General features: G+C 42.8%; 18 protein-coding genes. 8 read left to right on the top strand and 10 right to left on the bottom strand.

What is annotated here, in order from left to right:
- Positions 1–80: 80 nt before the first annotated feature.
- From HWQ38_RS02235 to HWQ38_RS02280, 10 genes are all read right to left on the bottom strand, one after another.
- Positions 81–590 (bottom strand): GNAT family N-acetyltransferase, encoded by a 510-nt coding sequence (locus tag HWQ38_RS02235; protein WP_292789669.1) that lies wholly within the window; start codon positions 588–590, stop codon positions 81–83.
- 8 nt (positions 591–598) lie between these two features.
- Entirely contained in the window at positions 599–1,060 is a 462-nt protein-coding gene (locus tag HWQ38_RS02240) for a GNAT family N-acetyltransferase (protein ID WP_292789671.1), read from the bottom strand.
- Positions 1,061–1,089: 29 nt separating this feature from the next.
- The gene (locus tag HWQ38_RS02245; RefSeq protein WP_292789672.1) at positions 1,090–1,872 is read right to left on the bottom strand and encodes a class I SAM-dependent methyltransferase; all 783 of its coding nucleotides are present in this window, start codon (positions 1,870–1,872) and stop codon (positions 1,090–1,092) included.
- Between the two features lie 71 nt (positions 1,873–1,943).
- Complete coding sequence (locus HWQ38_RS02250) at positions 1,944–2,639, bottom strand: HAD-IA family hydrolase (protein ID WP_292789674.1); 696 nt, start codon at positions 2,637–2,639, stop codon at positions 1,944–1,946.
- Between the two features lie 112 nt (positions 2,640–2,751).
- On the bottom strand, positions 2,752–2,937 hold the full coding sequence (locus tag HWQ38_RS02255) for a hypothetical protein (RefSeq protein ID WP_292789676.1): 186 nt from the start codon (positions 2,935–2,937) through the stop codon (positions 2,752–2,754).
- Positions 2,938–2,947: 10 nt separating this feature from the next.
- Positions 2,948–4,657, bottom strand: a complete 1,710-nt coding sequence (locus HWQ38_RS02260; protein WP_292789678.1) for a fumarate reductase/succinate dehydrogenase flavoprotein subunit — start codon at positions 4,655–4,657, stop codon at positions 2,948–2,950.
- Between the two features lie 88 nt (positions 4,658–4,745).
- Complete coding sequence (locus HWQ38_RS02265) at positions 4,746–5,774, bottom strand: sulfonate ABC transporter substrate-binding protein (protein ID WP_292789679.1); 1,029 nt, start codon at positions 5,772–5,774, stop codon at positions 4,746–4,748.
- Positions 5,775–5,997: 223 nt separating this feature from the next.
- On the bottom strand, positions 5,998–6,765 hold the full coding sequence (locus HWQ38_RS02270; RefSeq protein ID WP_292789681.1) for an ATP-binding cassette domain-containing protein: 768 nt from the start codon (positions 6,763–6,765) through the stop codon (positions 5,998–6,000).
- A 119-nt stretch (positions 6,766–6,884) separates the two neighbouring features.
- Positions 6,885–7,712, bottom strand: coding sequence for an ABC transporter permease subunit (locus HWQ38_RS02275; protein ID WP_292789683.1), 828 nt, complete (start codon positions 7,710–7,712; stop codon positions 6,885–6,887).
- Between the two features lie 448 nt (positions 7,713–8,160).
- Entirely contained in the window at positions 8,161–8,304 is a 144-nt protein-coding gene (locus tag HWQ38_RS02280) for a hypothetical protein (RefSeq protein ID WP_292789685.1), read from the bottom strand.
- 616 nt (positions 8,305–8,920) lie between these two features.
- Here HWQ38_RS02280 and HWQ38_RS02285 point away from each other — a divergent pair.
- The 8 genes from HWQ38_RS02285 (at position 8,921) to HWQ38_RS02320 (ending at position 19,957) form a co-directional block, all read left to right on the top strand.
- The gene (locus tag HWQ38_RS02285) at positions 8,921–9,742 is read left to right on the top strand and encodes a class I SAM-dependent methyltransferase (RefSeq protein ID WP_292789687.1); all 822 of its coding nucleotides are present in this window, start codon (positions 8,921–8,923) and stop codon (positions 9,740–9,742) included.
- A gap of 116 nt (positions 9,743–9,858) precedes the next feature.
- A complete protein-coding gene (locus HWQ38_RS02290; protein ID WP_292789688.1) occupies positions 9,859–11,223 on the top strand; it encodes an LLM class flavin-dependent oxidoreductase in 1,365 nt (454 codons plus the stop codon).
- Between the two features lie 424 nt (positions 11,224–11,647).
- Complete coding sequence (locus tag HWQ38_RS02295; RefSeq protein WP_292789689.1) at positions 11,648–13,186, top strand: amidohydrolase family protein; 1,539 nt, start codon at positions 11,648–11,650, stop codon at positions 13,184–13,186.
- A gap of 100 nt (positions 13,187–13,286) precedes the next feature.
- The gene (locus HWQ38_RS02300) at positions 13,287–14,723 is read left to right on the top strand and encodes an NAD(P)-binding domain-containing protein (RefSeq protein ID WP_292789691.1); all 1,437 of its coding nucleotides are present in this window, start codon (positions 13,287–13,289) and stop codon (positions 14,721–14,723) included.
- A gap of 90 nt (positions 14,724–14,813) precedes the next feature.
- Positions 14,814–15,482: an alpha/beta fold hydrolase gene (locus HWQ38_RS02305; RefSeq protein ID WP_292789693.1), complete on the top strand. Its 669-nt coding sequence runs from the start codon at positions 14,814–14,816 to the stop codon at positions 15,480–15,482.
- Between the two features lie 425 nt (positions 15,483–15,907).
- Positions 15,908–16,906 carry an aldo/keto reductase gene (locus tag HWQ38_RS02310; RefSeq protein ID WP_292789695.1) on the top strand — a complete coding sequence of 333 codons (999 nt, stop codon included), beginning with the start codon at positions 15,908–15,910 and terminating at the stop codon, positions 16,904–16,906.
- 52 nt (positions 16,907–16,958) lie between these two features.
- Positions 16,959–18,008 carry an aliphatic sulfonate ABC transporter substrate-binding protein gene (locus tag HWQ38_RS02315; RefSeq protein ID WP_292789696.1) on the top strand — a complete coding sequence of 350 codons (1,050 nt, stop codon included), beginning with the start codon at positions 16,959–16,961 and terminating at the stop codon, positions 18,006–18,008.
- A 77-nt stretch (positions 18,009–18,085) separates the two neighbouring features.
- Positions 18,086–19,957, top strand: a complete 1,872-nt coding sequence (locus tag HWQ38_RS02320; RefSeq protein ID WP_292789697.1) for an ABC transporter ATP-binding protein — start codon at positions 18,086–18,088, stop codon at positions 19,955–19,957.
- The last annotated feature ends 121 nt before the right edge of the window (positions 19,958–20,078 follow it).

Here is a 20,078-nt window from a genome sequence, read left to right on the forward strand (position 1 = left end):
ACAAAAAGGGAATTTAGTACAACGATCACAGGAACATCTATTCTTTGATTTATTAAAGCCATAAAACGATTATTTTGTACTTAAACTTTTAAGCGGTAAAATAAATGGGGTAAACTTGCGTGGATAATCTCACGCTCATATTGAAACCCCAACTTTTCCATAACTCTTTGTGACGCTTTGTTAGTCGTTAAAGTAAAGCAAACTATCTCTGGAAACTTCAGTAGTTCAAAACCAATTTTCAATATTTCCTCACCCATCTCTGTCGCTAACCCTTTAGCCCAGAATTTAGCTATTAGAGCGTAAGCTAATTCTACTTCATCGTTACCTTCTACATCAGTATTCCGAAGACCAGCACGGCCAACAAACTGATTGTTAATTTTGTCTCGAAATACCCATAATCCGAATCCATAACGCTGCCAATGATTCAAATTATTTAGAATAAAAAGCCGTGTTTCTTCATCAGAACGAATACCGCCCAAAGTTGCCATAACTTGCGGGTCTTGATGCATACGATGAAGTTCATTCAAATGTTTAAATTGCAGACGATCAGCAAGCAAACGGTGAGTGGTAAATGTATTAATTAACTGCATATTTTTCACTAAAGCAATTTTTTATGAAAAGTAAATGATTCTTTGATATTGGTATAGCCAATTTTCTCATAAAACAAGTGAGCTTCTTTGCGTTTAATATTAGAACGTAATAAAACACTATCACATTCAGCCAGAGAAGCCCAGTGTTCAATTTGCTGCATCAAAAAACGTCCAATTCCACTATGACGATAATCTTTATCTACAACTAATCCCAAAATAATCGCTGGAGTCGGAATAACTATTGAGTCACAAATATGAGCGTGCGCCCAACCAATTACATATTCATCTTCTCCAGTGGCAACATACACAATATGAGCATCGTTATTTTTAATTTTAGTAAGGCGCTGCTCTATTTGTTGATTTGTCACAGAATATTCAAGTTGTTCGCAAAGACTAGCAATTCTCTCTACATCTTTAATCTCAGCTTGTCTAATTTTAATTTTCTCACCTACACTAACTTTATTTGTCATAATTTAATTTAATTTTAAATTACAATTATTTAGTTATCCAGCGTTGCACGGATAAAACAATAGCCTATATCAATCTCTGTCAAATTATGAATATCACCATATTTTTTGCTCCATTCTCCACTACTTAAATCTGCTGCAAGTAACTTTACTCCTTGCTCAATTAAATCTTGATTTGCTAATGCAAAAGATGATATTCCTGCACGCACTTCTGGTTGAAGATATAACCCTGGTCGTCTCCAGCCTGCTGCTGCGAATAAATCAGATAAATCGTATGGTAACAAAAGGGGTATGGCTTCAACACGCCTTTTAGTATTACTCTGAATTAAATTAACCTGTTGGTTAAGTGGTAAAAATCGTAACGCATCTTCCCACAAAAACGGAAAATAATCATAAAGCCATATCTTCTGAGATAATCTAATATCAAAAGTTAACAAAATTATTGCCCCATCTCTAATTATTCTGTGCATTTCCTGAAAAGCTTTTTCGAGATGATAAAAGTGATGAATTGCCAAGATACTTACAACAGCATCAACAGACTTATCTGGTAGAGGTAAATTTTCTGCATAGCCAGTAAACCACTTAATTTGCTGATGTTCTACTGCTTGTTTTTGCATAACTACAGAAGGTTCAACAGCATTAACAAGAAATCCTTTATTAGCTAGCGCTAGACTGTAACCACCAGTACCAGCGCCAATATCAGCCATAATGCTACCTTTGGGTAAATTGAGTAAATCAATTAATTTATTGACAATACGGATATCAGGAACGCGAGTTTTTGAATATTGTTGACCAATTGAATTATAAATAGACATATTTATTATAAAATTCCTAAAAATAAGATTAAAAAAATATTTAAGTTCTAAATCAATAAATCAAAAATCTGTTAACTAAGCAATTCTAGCAATTTTAAGAGTTCGTTTATTAGAAATTTTGGTTGCACTTCTTGTGGTAAAACTTGGTTTTTTCGGTTGTAATAGCAAAAATCAATATTGACTTGCATTGCTCCTGCATAGTCATGAGTGAGAGAATCTCCTACGTAAAGTACTTGTGCTGGCGTTAAATCTAATCTAGATAACGTATGATGAAATATTTCAGGAGATGGTTTAGCAAAACCAATTGCTTCAGAAACGACAACTTCCTCAAAAAAATGCTCGATTCCCGCAGCTTGCATTCTCGGTATTTGTGCTGATACAAAACCGTTAGTGATGACAGCCAAACGATAACTACCTGCGAGAGCAGCTAGTACTTTATTTACATCAGGTTCTATTACAGCAGAATGATTAAAAATATCCCAGAAATTTTTACTAAGATTGCTGATTTGATCTGTTTGTATATCTAATTGAGCAAGTGTACTTCGGTAAGACATCTCTATCAACTCACCAGGAGAAAAAGTTTCTCGCTGTCTCCAATGCTTGGAATTATAAGTTTCATATACTTGAAGAAAACTAGTTTCATTTATTCCATGTAAGTCTAAAGAAATTCCACAAGCTTCCAGCGCTCCAAGAATAGCTTGGCGTTCACATAGCTCAAAATTCAACAGTGTATTATCGAGGTCAAAAATTATCGCGCCATAACTCATTTTTTACGTTATCCTCAAGTTATGATTTTACACATCAATCCAATAACGAGAAATAATTTTGTCTGAATTTACCAAGAATCCCTCACTTGATAATTGACTTTGATTTTCTGAATTACGCGCGCGGAAGCAATCTGCCAGAAGAAATACCGTTATAGCGAGCGCCAGATATATCAGTAGCACCATCTAAGACAGCTACAAAATTTTGATTGACAACAAGAAAATCATCTCCTTGTTGTGGATCTCCGTATTTTGAACGGTTAAATGACTCAATTACTGTAAAGGCTTGTTTAGAATTCATCTTGAGTATCTTAACTCACAGCTACATTGTATAATTCTTTGACTGTATCTACTTCCACAATGTAAGGATCTACAGGACGCTTAAACAATACCATTTGCTCTAATTCATCTTTCTTTAAATTGACATGACAAAACCATTCATCATCATTCTTTTCTGGATAATCTAAGCGGTAATGATAAAGACCCCAGCGAGTTTCTTGACGATACAATGATGCTCTGGCTGCCATTTCTGCACAGTCACGAATAAAATGAACTTCTAGACTACGCATCAATTCATGAGGGTCACGAGCGCCCATTATATCTAATGTTTGTTGATATTGAAGAAAATGTTTTAAACCAATCTCGATTTTGTTGCCTGATTTTGGTGGTTGCAGATAATCATTAACTAAGCGTCTTAATTTGTATTCTACCTGGGTGTGAGGTACACCATTGGGACGTGTTAGCGGAGCATATATTCTAGCTTTTTCAGCTTCTAAAAAATCCGTATCTGGTTCGATAAAATCTAAATCTTGGATATATTCAATGGCATGAGTTCCGGCTATGCGACCAAAAACAAATGCCCCAATCATGTAATTATGGGGAACGCTGGCCATGTCTCCAGCCGCATATAAACCTGGAATGGTTGTTTGAGCATTTTCATTCACCCACACACCAGAAGCACTATGACCGCTACATAAGCCAATTTCGGAAATGTGCATCTCTACGCCGTGAGTGCGGTAATCTTCATTTCTACCTTGATGAAAACGTTCTCTACTCGGTCGTTCATTCGCCCACAATATGGATTCGATTTCAGCGATTGTATCTTCATCAAGATGGGTCATTTTAAGTTGGACTGGCCCCTTACCAGAATTTAATTCTTTCCAGATTTCCAACATCATTTGACCACTCCAATAGTCACAACTAATGAAGCGATTTCCTTCGGCGTTAGCAGTATGAGCGCCAAAAGGCCCGGCGACATAAGCACAGGCGGGACCATTATAATCTTTGATTAAAGGATTAACTTGAAAGCATTCAATATTACTGAGTTCTGCTCCGGCATGATAAGCCATTGAATAGCCATCTCCAGCATTGGTAGGATTTTCATAAGTGCCGTAGAGATAGCCAGAAGCAGGTAATCCTAATCTGCCACAAGCACCTGTACATAAGATAACGGCTTTCGCTTGAATGACAATATAATCACCGTTTCTGACATCAAATCCTACTGCACCAATTGCACGTCCTGCTTTGACTAACACCCGCGTTGCCATGACGCGATTTGTCACTTTGACTTTGTGGCGTTTAACTTGGCGGGTAAGAATTGTTTTGAGGTCTTTACCTTCTGGCATGGGTAAGACATATTTACCCACACGATGCACTTGTTTTAAGTCATAGTTGCCTTGGGCATCTTTTTGAAATTTCACACCCCAGCTTTCTAATTCTTGGATTACCTCATAACCTAATTTGCCTGTTTGATAAACGGCTTTTTGGTTAACAATGCCATCATTAGCAAGGGTGATTTCGCGCACGTATTGTTCTGGTGTAGAATGGCCGGGAATGACTGCGGTATTCACTCCATCCATACCCATTGCGATCGCACCACTCCGTCGGATGTTAGCCTTTTCTAAAATCAGCACCTCTGCATCGGGATTCGCTTGTTTGGCTTTAATTCCAGCCATTGTTCCGGCTGTACCGCCACCAATGACAAGTACATCAGTTTTTATTTGTTGGGTGTTGATGTCCATAAGCTTTTGGGAGTAGGGAGTAGGCTTACCGTGAGCGTACCCAGTAGGCTTGCCGTGAGCGTAGCCGAACGGGAGTGAGGAGGAACTTCTAAGATTTATTACCGTTCCAAACGATATCTTTGACTTGGATTTGCTTAGGAACTAGCTTGATTTTGTGAAAAGTATCGGCAATGTTTTGTTGTTGGGCGATTACTTCATCTGTTAGCGGTAAAACGCCATACTTTCGTCGTTTTTCAGCAATTTCTAATGCGGCTGCGGGAATACCTAATTCTGGTTCTAAAAACTTGGCAACTTCTTCTGGATTGTTTGTTGCCCATTCGTTTACTTTACTGACTTCATCTAACAGGGTTTTCAACAAATCTGGGTGAGAATTAACAAACTCTTGACGCGCAAGATAGTAACCCCGATTCGGTGCTAAATTTGTCGCATCTGTTAAAATCCTTACATCTTTGTCGTGTTCAACTGCTGCTAGGTAGGGGTCCCAAATTGCCCAAGCATCAACCTTGCCACCAGTAAATGCTGCACGGGCATCTGCTGGTGTTAGATGTGCTGGTTTAATGTCACTATAGTTTAATCCAGCAGCTTCTACAGCTTTGACAACAAGATAGTTAGCGTTCGAGCCTTTAGCAAAGGCTAATTTTTTCCCTTTCAGGTCAGCAACCGTTTTAATTGGTGAATCTTTCGATACAATAATTGCTTCAGCTTTGGGACTCCAAGGATCATAAGCAACATAAAGCAAGGGAGTACCTCCGGCTTGGGCAAATATTGGTGGTGATTCACCTGTATAGCCAAAGTCGATACTACCTGCGTTCATTGCTTCTAGCATAGGTGGACCTGCGGGAAATTCTGCCCATTTCACCGAAGCACCAGCAGTCGTTAAAGTTTGCGCTAAATTACCTCGGTTTTTGAGAGCACTGAGAATAGTCGCCGCTTTTTGATAGCCAATACGAACTACCACACCTTGAGTTGCTGTCTGTGTTGCTACAGAGTTACCTGTATTGTTGGCAGAACACGCAGATATTACAAGAGTCAAACTTAACCCACAGGTAAAGAATAAGGCAAATATGCCAATTCTGGATATTTCATAATTCTGAAGAAAGCTGCTGACAATCTTCATCAGTCGGTGTGGTAAATACTTATTGAACATACGTACATTTAAATACAAGCAATATCAATACTACGAGAAATTGGGCAATTTACCGTATTTTGCTGATAGAATATTCACATAGATAAGCCGCAAATGCAAGATCCGAAAAAGTATGTCTACAGTCATGGCACAAAAAACCTAAGTGAATATCTGTCTTTTTGACTAGATGAGATATCCACTTAAAGCTAGAGTATTAATGACTCATTTGCAATAATTGATGTGCGTGAGTGCCTTGATTATTCATAACTTGTTCTAGTACTGCTTCTCTGATATTTACAAATACTTCACTAGCTCTGTCTCGTGGACGCGACAATTTTACAGGTAAATCTAACGCAACCCGTCCCTCTTCAATTACTATCACTCTGTCTGCCAGGGCCACAGCTTCTTCTACATCATGGGTGACTAAAAACGCCGTAAAGCCTCTCTGTTGCCACAAATCTTCGATTAAATGTTGCATTTCTAAGCGAGTTAACGCATCCAATGCTCCTAAAGGCTCATCAAGTAGTAATAGATGTGGTTGACTAGCCAAGGCTCTGGCCAATGCTACCCGTTGTCGTTGTCCTCCAGATAGTACATACGGCCATTCATCAGCTCTATCTTTGAGTCCGACTTGTTCTAATACCCGCGCAGCTTTTGCATACCAATTTTCTTGCAAACCCAGACCCACATTATCTATCACACTTTTCCAAGGTAGTAACCGGGGGTCTTGAAACATCACTCTTACAGAATGACTAAGCTTACGTAGTGGTTCTCCATCTAATAATATGCCGCCTGTAGTGGGTTTATCTAATCCAGACACTAGGCGCAATAAGGTACTTTTACCGCAACCACTACGCCCCACAAGAGCAATAAATTCTCCTGCTGCTACTTCTAGATTTAATGAGCTTAAGACAGTTTTATTTCCAAAAACTTTGCTTAAACCTAAAATATTTAGTTGTGAACCTTGTATATTTGAAACCATCTGGATCTTTCCTTTTTTTAGATATTTTCGAGTTATTAAGGTATTGACAACTTGGAGTTTTTACAATGAATTAATCAACCTAAAAAGTTAAACAATTGTTTAACTTTTTACCTGAGCTTTTACCCAGCCGATGTGTAATTGGGATTCCATGATAAAAATTTGTTTTCTAGAGCATTGGCGATGGAATTTGCTAGTTTACCTAACAGTGCATAAATGACAATACTTAACACTACAACGTCTGTTTGCATAAACTCACGGGCGTTCATTGCCATATAGCCAATGCCGGAATCTGCGGCAATTTGTTCGGCTACAATTAAGGATAGCCACATAATACCCAAGGAAAAGCGGACACCAATCAAAATTGAAGACAAAGCTCCTGGGAAAACAATTTGCCACAAAAGCTGCGATGTTTTTAAGCCATAAACTCTGCCCATTTCAATAAGTTGAGGATCTACACTCCGAATTCCATGATAGGTATTAAGGTAAATTGGGAAAAAGACACCTATAGAAACTAGAAATAATCTCGCTTGATCACCAATTCCAAACCATAAAATTACTAGGGGAATTAATGCCAAGTTAGGAATAGTACGCAGCATTTGCAAGGAACTATCTAACAATTGTTCTGCAATGCGAGAAAGCCCAGTGAGTATTCCCAAAATAAAGCCAATTCCGCCGCCAACGATAAAACCAGATATAGCGCGTGCGGCACTGATTCCCATGTGTCGGAAAAGCTCTCCAGTTGAGGCTAACCTAAATGCCGTAAAAACTACACTACTTGGTGCTGGAAGAATTCTGGTGGAAAGCAAACCAGTTCTGGAAGCAATTTCCCAAATTAGTAGCACTATAAAAGGTACTATCCAAGGGATGATGTTATCAGCGTATTTGTTGTTGTATAATACTTCTAAGGCTTTTTTGCCGCTTTTGGTCTTTTTGAGAGTAATAGTCATAAGCTACCAATTAGTTGTTTTATGAAGTTCTCATTAACGGCTATTTCGTCAATAGGACTGAATAGGTTTGGTGTTATGTATGTTTGACCGAGACAGGGGCAGAAAGTAATGGAAATGGAGGATAAACCCAAAAAATTAGCTTGTCGTTCGGGTATTTATTCTTCAAACTACTATAGATCGAGTGAATTACCGTAGATTAAAAACATCTTACACGAAATTAAGTAAAAAGCAACTCCCCAGAATAGGGAGTGGGGAATATTCCTTTTTCAGCTTTGGCTATGGGATTTTGTTGTGAGTTGCTGACTAGAAAGTAAAGGTAGTGCGGTGAGAACCCACCCAAATCGGATCGTTGGCATCATTATGTTCAACAACTTGGGATGCACCGAATATTGTCATTCACTCGGAAGGTATAGAAAGCCTCTAAATGTACAGAAGTATCTGGATCTTCTCAAAAGGCGGCTCCGGGTGTGGGGCGATAATTATTACTAGTAACTTTAGGTTGGTACACCAACGATGATCCCACCGATATTGCCTTCTTTAAACAAGTCTGGAAAACCAAAGGTAAGCGCACCATTAATGATAGTTGCGTCATTATCAGCATCAGCTAACTGATTAACAAAGGTATAAGTACACTATAATTTTTGCACTTATTCACGAAGATAGTTGTAGTGGGCAACACAAGTTACTACTGAAGATAGTATAGTAATTTGCTTTGCTTTTTGAACTTACTTGCGTAGTCCGAAAGTGGGGAGGCAAATTAAACCAACGAAATAATCACATTTCATCAACCTCTATATTTCTTATACTTCCATACCTGTATACCAAATTCGGAAATTAACTTGCATTTTCCGCGTAAATGTGTAAAGCTTTGTTACATGATTAAACTACGATAAATCAATCAAGTTATTGTAGTTTACAAGAAATAAACTACAGCGTTTCATTTACCGACTCACTACTTAGCCAGAGCTACAGAAAAATATTGATCAGGCAAAGATTAATCGTGTACCTGATGCAAGTAGTAGTGAAACGCCGTATCAATGTTCTAAGTGGTTCAAACAAACTTGGTAAGAACATCGGCATCCTTGTACTACAATTCCTGATTTCTAAATTTGTCCTACCGGTAGAGACTAGGGAAATATTCAGAATAATTTTCCCAATGCCTAATCCCTAGTACTCAAGTAGAGATTGATTCACCAAAAAACCAACTTATGACCCAACTGAAAACACTTTCTACCTACGACCCAACATTATTTGAGGGTGCAGCTGAAGTCTACGCTCAATACAGAACTAAATACTCGGCTGCTGTATTTGAAAAACTAACTGAAATATTTAATCTCAATGGTCAAGGAAGACTTCTTGATTTGGGTACTGGTCCAGGTTTAATTGCCATTCCCCTTAGCACCAAATTTCAAGAAGTAGTTGCTATTGATCCCGATCCAGATATGCTCAAGGAAGCGCAACGTCAAGCAGCAGCCGTAAGAGCAAATAATATCACTTGGCTAGAACAAGGAGCAGAACTGATTAACCCTAGTTTGGGAACATTTAAACTAGCTACCATTGGCAGAGCCTTTCACTGGATGGAACGCGAACTCGTACTTGAACGCCTTTATGAATTGCTGGCAGATGATGGAGCTGTAGCATTGCTCAATACAGGTGATAATCCTTGGATAAGTTCTTTACCCTGGAAACAAGCTGCCATAAAAGTAGTGAAAAAATGGTTAGGTGAGGAGCGACGAACTGGACAACGAGGACAAGGCATTCGTAAACCAGTTGATCCGCCCCACGAAGTCGTAATTGCCAATTCAAAATTTGCTCGCCAAGAATTATATGAAGTGCCATTTGAAAAATCTTGGACAGTCTCTAGCTATCTTGGCTACTTATACACTACAGCCTTTTCTCTGAAAATTTTCTATGGCGACAAAGCCGAAGAATTTGAAGCAGATATCAAAGAAGCATTACTAGCAGTTGAGCCTTCTGGTCACTTTACAGAAGAACTCACAGCAACAATCCAAGTAGTTTGGAAGCATTAACTTGTATTCATTTTGATTTTTGCGAAAAGTTGCGTGGGGGGGTTCCCCCCGTTGAGCAAACTTTTCAAGACGACTTCCGCCTTACGGTACTAGCTATCCAAAAAAGAGAAAAGTAGATGAGCAAAACACGTAAGTTTCGTTTAGGAGCATTTATTCAAGCCACTGGACATCATGTTTCTGCTTGGCGACATCCAGATGCACAAATAGATGCGGGTTTTAATTTCGAGCATTACAAAGAAATTACCCAAACCGCCGAACGTGGCTTGTTCGATGCAGTTTTTTTGGCGGACAGCCCAGGAGTTTGGGGTGGCGATGCCGAAACCCAGAGACGCAACGGTAAACTTGTCCATTTCGAGCCAGTGACACTTTTTTCCGCCTTGTCCTCTGTAACTCAAAACATTGGCTTCATTTCCACCGCCTCGACTACCTATGAAGAACCTTACACCCTGGCACGTAAGTTTGCCTCATTGGATCACTTGAGTAAAGGCCGGGCGGGGTGGAATGTAGTCACCACGGGTAACGAAAATGCCGCACTTAATTTCGGTCTTGAGCATCACCCGGAACATAGCCAACGTTATGAACGTGCGGAAGAGTTTGTAGAAGTCGTCAAAGGACTCTGGGATAGCTGGGAAGACGATGCTTTCATCCGTGACAGAGAATCTGGTATCTATTTTGACTCGAATAAACTACATATACTCAACCACAAGGGTAAACATTTTTCTGTCAAAGGCCCCTTGAACGTTGGTCGTCCACCTCAAGGTTATCCGGTGATTGTGCAGGCTGGAGCATCGGAAGCTGGACGGGATTTAGCTGCGCGTACTGCTGAGGTGATTTTCACTGCCAATCAAACTCTAGCCGATGCTCAGGAATTTTACGCTGATGTCAAAGGTAGGTTGGCGAAATATGGACGCTCTTCAGACGATCTAAAAATCATGCCTGGGGCTTTCCCAATCATTGGCCGGACTGAAGAAGAAGCCCAAGAGAAATACGAATTTCTGCAATCGCTGATTCATCCTGATGTAGCTTGGGGTATTTTAAAGAACTATTACAAAGGTGTGGATCTGTCGAAATATTCTTTAGATGATGTAACTCCCGAACTACCCAGTGATACCAATAATAATAAAAGTCGTCTGAAATTAGTCAAGGATTTAGCTACTCGTGGCACTCTGACGCTGCGTCAGTTATATCTGGCTCTTGCTACCGCCAGAGGTCATCGTACTATCCTTGGTACTCCCGAAAGCATTGCCGACCAGTTAGAGGAATGGTTCAACAATGGTGCAGCAGATGGTTTTAATATCATGCCACCAATCCTGCCTACAGGGTTAGATGACTTCGTTAACCTAGTTGTTCCCATCCTCCAGAAACGCGGACTGTTCCGTACTGAATACGAAGGTACTACCTTGAGGGAAAACCTGGGGCTGCGTCGTCCGGGTAATCAATTTGCCGCTAAACAAGTGGATGAGAGATTGGTGTTGGCGTAAATAAATAGGGCTTACGCAACGCCGCATATTCTTTTGAGTTCGTAGTGTTCGCGTAGCGTCTCGAAGAGAGGACTAAAGTCTTCTCTTGCAGACGCTACTTGAACAAAATCAGGACTAAAGTCCTTACTACAAACAACAAGCGTAAGTCCTGATCAAAAGAGTAGTGAGTTGGGAGTGCTGTAGACACTCCTTTGGTGAGCCAGTGCGTTATGGGTTCTTTCCGTTGTAGTAATTGTCTTTGCTGAGTTATCTAGATGCGAGAAGTCGCCTAGAAATTTCCGGGTTTTATTGGGCTTTCAATCCAATAAATTACCAAGTAGCACTTCAAATGCGTCGTTGTACTCAGCACGGGCTAAACGCCCCGCTATCGCTAACATAACTCATTTATCAGCACTAGTTCTGTCATTTATTCAAGGAAAAAAACATGACTGAATATAGCAGATTAAAAACTTCCCGTTCCGCCGCCATCAAAGCAAACCTCAATTATCCGATAATTGACACTGATGTTCATACCAATGATTTCACTCCGGCGCTTGAGGATTACATTGCTAAATACGGTGGCTCGAAACTCGTAGATGAATTACGCAAGGCGGAAGATTCTCGTCTCAATTCCAAGAGTAATGGTAAAGACTGGTATCAACAAACTCCAGAAGAACGCCAATACAACCGCACAATTCGATCGCCTTGGTGGGCTAGAGTAACCCGGAATACTTTGGATCTCGCTACTTACACTCTTCCTGAACTGTTCTATGAGCGTCAAGGGGAGCAGGGGTCAGATTATTCGGTACTATTTCCGAATAATGTTTTGGCACCAGCTGGAGCAAGTAAAGAGAACCGTCAAGCACTGCAACGGGCGGTCAATCACTATCATGCTGACTTGTACCGGAAATATAGCGATCGCCTCACACCTGTAGCTGGTATCCCGATGGGTAATCCTCAAGAAGCGGTTGAGGAGCTAGAGTTTGCAGTGAAAACACTGGGACTGAAAGTGGCAAATATTCCTGGTGGTGTGAAACGGCCAATTAAGGCGATCGCTGATAAATATCCAGCAGATCAATACCCTGAAATCGCCAAGTATGCCTCTTACATTGACTTTTACGGATTAGATAGTGAATACGACTACGATCCATTCTGGGCGAAGGCTGTTGAATTAGGTGTACCCGTTACGACCCATTACGGCAGTCAGGGTTGGACTGGACGCTCCTCGATCAGTAACTACATGAACAACCATATCGGTCACTTCGGCGATGGCTCGCAAGCATTTGCCAAAGCACTGTTTTTTGGTGGTGTTACCAAACGTTTCCCACAGTTGCGCGTAGGTATGCTTGAAGGTGGTGCAGATTGGGGCGCTCACGTCTACATTCATTTAGTAGATCGTTTCTCTAAGCGCAATCTTAAAGGACTGCAAAACTACAACCCAGAACTGACAAATTCTGATGAGTTGTTCGAGTTATTTGAGCGCTTCGGCGGCGAAATTACTCAAGGACATTCCCTGAGCAAAGAAGAACTGACAAAAAGTGTCTTGGGTTCTTCCTTCAACCGTCATAGCCGCTCACCCGTTGGTAGCGAACTAGAAGATTTTGCCGCCGCCGGCATTGAAACAATTGAAGATATCCGCGATCGCTGGGTAAACAGTTTCTTCTTTGGTTCCGAGTCCGACGATCGCACCATAGCAGCTGCATTCAACGACAAAGCCAATCCCTTGGGTGTGAAAATCAACGCCATTTATTCCTCAGATGTTGGTCACTGGGATGTGCCAGATTTGACCGACCCACTAGCGGAAAGCTGGGATTTGGTGCAAGAAGGTGTAATTTCGGAAGCGGACTTTAAGGCTTATGTATTCAATAATCCTTACAAGTTTTATACTCAAGCTAATCCCGACTTCTTCAAGGGTACGGCGGTTGAATCTAAGGTAGCTAACATCGAATCTCCACAAGCCGATAAGAGTTTGGTAACGGCGTAAAAGATTAAGAGGAGATCAGGGAATAACTTCCTTGCTCCTCTCCATCTCATTCCTCAGCAACAAAGGATATACGCATAGCCTTTTACCCGAGAAGATTGACATGACAACAACAACTGACCCTAATTTTGGTGCGCGTGAGGCGTTACGCCTACTTGGCCCCTATCCTGATGACTGGGTACCCGACCATGCTGATGTTGACCATAATGTGACGATAGTTGGTGGTAGTGGTACAGGTATTACCTTTGCCTTTGCACTGCGACGAGCTGGTATCGGCCGGGTGACAATTATCGATGAGGCCGAAGATGAAGCCCATGCTGGTGTATGGCTAAATCGGGCGCGGATGAACAAGCTACGCACGCCCAAGAATCTGCCAGGACCGGAACTGGGTATTCAGGGGTTGTCATTTCAGGCTTGGTATGAGGCGCGATATGGTGCTGAGGCTTACGCGGCGATTGACCGCATTCCTCGCTTGCTGTGGGTTGAATACCTCAATTGGTATCGGCAGTTTCTAGAAATTCCAGTGCGTTACCAAACGAAGCTGGTACGGATTGAACCTGCTGAAGGTTTCTTTCGCCTGCATCTAGAAGTGAACGGTATCCCCCAGGTGGAAACTACCCGCAAAATTATTCTGGGCAATGGTTTTGTCGGTGCTGGTGGTCCATACGTGCCATCAGTGTTAACTGCTTTACCACGCATTTTATCCGCACATACCGCCGATGCCATCGACTTCAATGCACTGCGAGGCAAAACTGTAGCGGTGCTGGGGGCTGCGGCGTCGGCCTTCGATGCTGCTGGGGTAGCCCTGGAATCGGGAGCCAAAGCAGTACACTTGTTCTCACGACGGTCAGAGATCGCATCACTGCCGGTAATTCGCGTGCGTGGTTATCCTGGTGCTTACAACAGCTATTACCAAATACCTGATGCCGATCGCTGGTTCCAGGCTTGGCGTTATCGTCAGTTCGGCTCCACACCACCAACCGACGCAATTGAACGGGCGATCGCATTCCCGAACTTCCACCTGCACCTATCCGCAACCTGGAGATCAGCCCAGGAACAAGACGGCCGCATCGTCGCGCAGGTGAACGACGATGTTTTCGAGTTCGATTTTGCGATCGCTGGTACTGGCTACTTCGTTGATCCGGCGGCGCGGCCTGAACTTGCCGACTTTGCCGATCATATTGCCCAGTGGAGCGATCGCTACGAACCACCAGCCAATCAGCGCGACGAAGAATTAAGTGTTTATCCTTACCTTGGTAGCGCCCATGAATACCAAGAGAAAGTCCCCGGTAGCGCACCTTACTTGAAGGATATCCATGTTTTCAACCCATCTGGCTTCGTCAGTTTTGGACTGCCAATTGGTGACATACCCAGCATTCGACGCGACGTACCAGCAGTGGTAGGACGTATTAGCGATGACTTGTTCTTTGCTGATTGGGCGCTGCATGAAGCCCGTATTACCAGCGACAACGTTGCACCAGATTTTGATACCTCGCTCTATGCAAATGCAGTATGGGAACAGAAAGTGCCAGTTAGTTGAATCTAGTACTGTGTCAAGCGGGAGCAATGCCAATACGTTTCGGATAAGACTCGATCCCGCTAACTTTCCCAAAGTTTAGGAGTCACAACTATGTCTGTCGAATACCGCTCTTTTAACACCAGCAATGGTTCCTTGCCTTATCTCCTCTCGACTATCTCAGACACTATTAAGCAACCCGCGCCCCTGGTATTGTTTCTACACGGCGCACGCGATCGCGGTACAGATATAAATGTGCTGCTGAAATGGGGTTTACCTCGTTTCGTGGATTCTTCCAGTTCCTTACCTTATATCTTTGCCGCCCCCCAGTTGCCTGAAGGACAAACCTGGGTAGACCGAGAGTTGGATGTGATTGCTTTGCTCGATGATCTCATCGCCTCCCAACCCATCGATCCGTCCCGGATAATTTTATCTGGGTTCAGCTTAGGTACAGCTGGAGCATGGCATATCGCCGCTTCTCACCCTGATCGCTTCGCTGGTCTGGTAGCAGTATCAGGGCGTGTACCCAAGACATTAGAAGCAAGCCAACTAGCTGCACTAAAGGAAATTCCCATCCAAATATTCCAAGGTGGCAAGGACGAAAAACTACCGATTGAAGATACACAGCAGATTGTCGATAGCTTGCGCGGACTGGGGGGAACAGTAGATTTTACTGTACTACCTGAAGGCGATCATTTTATTGCCGATGAAGTGTATAGTGACCCGAAACTGCAACAGTGGTTGGTTTCATTGAGCCGTCGCAAAACCCCCCTAGTTGTCTAATAGACCTGTTATCTGACTGGAAAGATGTAGAGCTAAAACATTATGAAATATTGAATAGACCTCTTGCATAAATCAAAACCTCACCCTGGTTCTGCTACGCAAAACCTGTCCCTCTCCTTAGTAAGGAGAGGGAAAGATTTACCTTTAGGTAAAGTGAGGGTGAGGTTTTTCAAGATTTTTGGGTAATTCAATGACTTATGTATACACCGTAACTTTAGCAATGCTCTTTGGTGAATGAAACAGCCCTGCCCTTGTGGGGTGGGGTGTTAGGGACTTTTGCAAGAGGTCTAATAAACAAACGGGCAAGCCATTTAAACGAGTTTAGTGGGGTAAGGCAATACAGCCTGACTAATCTGCGATCGCAATCTGTACCGAAGAAGCCTAGTTTCGGAATTCTGCTTTTTTAATCAACAACGAAAACCCCCATGACATTACCAACAACTAAACTCGGTCAAACCGGTTTAACCGTTTCCCGCCTCTGTCTTGGCACTATGACCTTCGGCTTGCAGACAGACGAAAAAACTTCCAGACATATCCTCGACACCGCCGCCGATGCTGGCATCAACTTTCTTGATACAGCTGACGTTTATCCTCTTGGGGGTGGACTGCCTACTGCTGGAAGCACTGAAGAAATTATTGGGCGCTGGCTCAAAGGCAAACGCGAACATTTTATCATCGCTACTAAGTGTGTGGGACGAGTCGGGACTGCGCCTTGGGATCAGGGTGCTTCGCGCAAACATATTCTTGATGCGATCGATGCTTCCCTTAGACGACTGGGAACTGATTATGTTGACCTGTACCAATTGCACTCTGACGATGCCTCAACCCCTCTCGATGAAACCTTAGAAGCTCTGGACACGGTAGTACGTGCTGGTAAGGTACGCTACATCGGGGTTTCTAACTTTTTAGCTTACCGACTCGCTCGCGCCTTGGGTCGTGCGGATGTGCAAAATTTAACTCGTTTCGTCTCGATTCAACCCCGCTACAATTTGTTGTTCCGTGAAATTGAGCGAGAACTATTACCCCTAGCCAAAGAAGAAGGATTGGGTGTAATTTCTTACAATCCCTTGGCGGGTGGTCTACTCACTGGCAAACATAGCCTCACTCAAGGCCCCACCGCAGGCACTCGTTTTACTCTGGGGATTGCCGCAGAACGTTATCAAGAACGCTACTGGCGCGATCGCGAGTTCAATACTGTCGAGGAATTAAGTACAGTAGCGGATTTGGCTGGATTGTCACTCACGACCTTAGCTGTGGCTTGGGTGCTGGCTAATCCGATAATTACTGCCCCCATTATTGGTGCTAGTCGTCCAGAACAACTTGTTGACACCCTTAAGGCTGTAGAACTAAAACTCGACGACAGTTTGAAACAAAAGCTAGACGACATCACCGCCGAATATCGCCGGGGAGATTCTCTGCGTTAGTTTTGCAAATTTTAACCTTTCCAATCCAAACTATTTTATCTATCAAACAACTATGATTAAACGCCGTCGTTTTCTAAATGTCGCTACATCTAGTCTGGGCGGTTTTTCTATGGCATATTTGTTGGGAAGTTGTAACCAACAAAGCCAACAGAATGTAGCGAGTATTACTGGCAATTCGATTTCCCTTGGTATAAAAACTAAAATTCTCCGCATGGGTTATCAGAGTGCTGGGGATCTCTTCAGAAATCGGCAAGTTTTAGAGAAACGCTTGGAACCACTGGGGATCAAGGTGGAATGGGCGCAATTTGTCCAAGGGCCTCAACTCATGGAAGGCATGGCTGCGAAAAGAGTTGATGTCGGATCAGTAGGAGAAACGCCACCAATTTTTGCCCAAGTCGCTGGTTCAGACCTTGTTTATGTCGTCGGGACACAAAAAACCGAAAAAACAGGAACAAGTAGTGTGATTGCTGTACCTCCAGAGTCTCCCCTTCAGAAATTTGAGGATATTAAGGGGCAAGAAGTTTATTTTCAAAAAGGCTCGGCATCGCACTATTTTATTCTTAGAGCTTTGCAGTCTATCGGTTTGACCATCAAAGATATTAAAATCAAAAGTATGGCAACTGTTGAGGCATCGGCTGCTTTTCTCCAAGGTAAAATTCCCGTTTGGATGACATCAGATCCATACTATGCGATCGCTCAAAAGATGGGTCGAATTCGCGTCCTTAGAGATTCTGTTGGGTTAGATTCTCCTGGTGCCTATTATATTGCTGGGAGGAAGTTTGCCGAAGAAAACCCTGGCTTACTCAAAATTATCATTGAAGAACTTAACGCTCTAGATAAGTGGGCAGATGCGAATCGAAATGAAGTGAAAAAATTGATGATCGCCACACAAAAGCTCGATGAAGATGTGGCCGCCAGGATAATGTCTCGTCGCACTTTCGCAGGACGCAGAGGCTTAAGTCCGGCACTGATAGCCGAACAACAGCGTGTAGCAGATTTATTCTTTCAAGAAGGTGTCATACCGAAGAAAATCAACATTCACGATGCCTTACTTGCGCCTGATGTATATGCTGCAATCACACCGCCAGAAATTATGGTCTAGTAGTTCATTAAGCTAATGAAAACTTCTTAATTACGAATTACGAATTGGTATAACATGATGCTTACAAAGCGACTTTCATGACGAAAAAATCCAGAAAATCCCAATACTTTCAACGTGCTGCTGATGCACCCAACTTGCCTGATACGACCTTCAGGTTCATTTATCATTTTGTCAGTGATTTCCGGTGGTGGTACGTGATAGCGGTGATTCTGGAGGTAATACACGCAACCTGTGGCATCATGTTGCCTTATGCCATTGGTGAGATCATTCGGAGCGTGACGCGATCGACGGGGGGCAGCAAGTCCATTTTTGATACCGTAAGCCAACCCCTGATGTTGTTCACCGCGTTGAGTGTGGGTGAAGTGATATTCGGGCGAGCGGCTGGACTCTTGCAGACAATCCTTCATCCGATCCACCGACAGCACATCGTCCGATCCCTATATGCCTACTTGCAGCATCATTCCCACCGCTACTTGAGCAGCAGTTTTGCTGGGTCATTGGCACATCGCATCGGCGAAACTTCTTTGGGTGTTACCCAAACAATGCAAATGCTGATTAGTGAATTTATGCCAGTAATTATCGTGTATACCGTTGCCACGATGTTACTGTATCGCGCCTATCCTCCGCTTGCTGCATTCGTGGGTGTGTGGGCAGTTCTTTTCGTGAGTATTTCCTTCTGGCTGGCAACTCGCTGCCGAATTTATTCCCGCAAAGCCGCAGCCGCCAGAAGTGAGACAACTGGTATCATTGTAGACGCAGTAACAAATCTCAATAGTAGCCGACTGTTTGCTCAGTTGGGTTTTGAACGAGGCTATTTGAAGGAACAATTAAGGCGCGAACTCAAAGACGTAAGAAAGTCCAACTGGTACTCGGAGCGAATTCGCTGGTTTCAGTTTATCTCAGCAGCAATCCTGAAAATTGGCACTTTATATTACTCACTCTCACTTTGGAGCCAGGGGACGATCGCTACTGCTGACTTCGTGGTTGCTACCAGTTTGTCACTGTTGATCATCAGTGAAGCCCGGAATTTAAGTAGACGCTTTCTGGAATTTTTTGAACATATCGGCAATATTGCCAATGGTGTCTTCACTATCATTCAACCTCATGAGATCATCGATCGGGATAATGCGATCGCCCATTCCATCACTCAGGGACAAATTGAGTTTCGCCAAGTGAATTTTAGCTACTCGCTTGGGAAAAAAGTATTCGACAACCTTTCGATCACTATCCAACCAGGCCAGCGTGTCGGACTGGTTGGCTTCTCTGGTTCTGGAAAATCCAGCTTCGTCAATTTAATTTTGCGTCTATTCGATCCACAATCGGGAGAGATTCTGATTGATGGGGTGGATATTCAAGATATGACTCAAGATGCCCTACACTCCCAAATTAGCTTGATTCCGCAAGATCCGTCTCTGTTCCATCGGACATTGATGGAAAATATTCGTTATGGACGACTGGATGCCACCGATGAAGAAGTGATGGAGGCGGCACGCAAAGCTTATGCTCACGATTTCATCGCTCAGATTAAAGAAGGTTATGATTCTCTGGTAGGTGAACGCGGTATCAAATTGTCTGGAGGGCAAAGACAACGGATTGCGATCGCACGGGTGATCCTCAAAGATGCACCAATCCTGATTTTGGATGAAGCCACCTCTAGCCTCGATTCCATCACCGAAAAAGCGATCCAAGATACCTTAGACTCGGTGATGAATGGAAAAACGGTCATCGTAGTGGCTCATCGATTATCTACGATCGCAGATCTAGACCGCATTTTGGTATTTGAGCAAGGTCGCATTGTCGAAGATGGTACTCATGCCAAACTGTTGGCACGCCGTGGTGCTTACTACAGGTTATGGAAAATGCAGGCAGGTGGATTCTTACCTGTAGAAGCAGAACCAGGAGATGAAAAGAAATTGATCAAGCAAGGTGATTCTAACTCGTATTTCTGAACTGAATGTCACCAAGAAAAGGTAAAATTCTTAGCAGCGATCGATTAGTTGCTTTTCTTGCTCCCAACTCAAATAGCAATTACGTCTGCCCCCTTTGGCTGCTGTGGAACAGCTTATAAGG

Origin of the sequence: Nostoc sp. NMS7 (genome assembly GCF_017115085.1) — a bacterium.
GTDB lineage: Bacteria > Cyanobacteriota > Cyanobacteriia > Cyanobacteriales > Nostocaceae > Nostoc.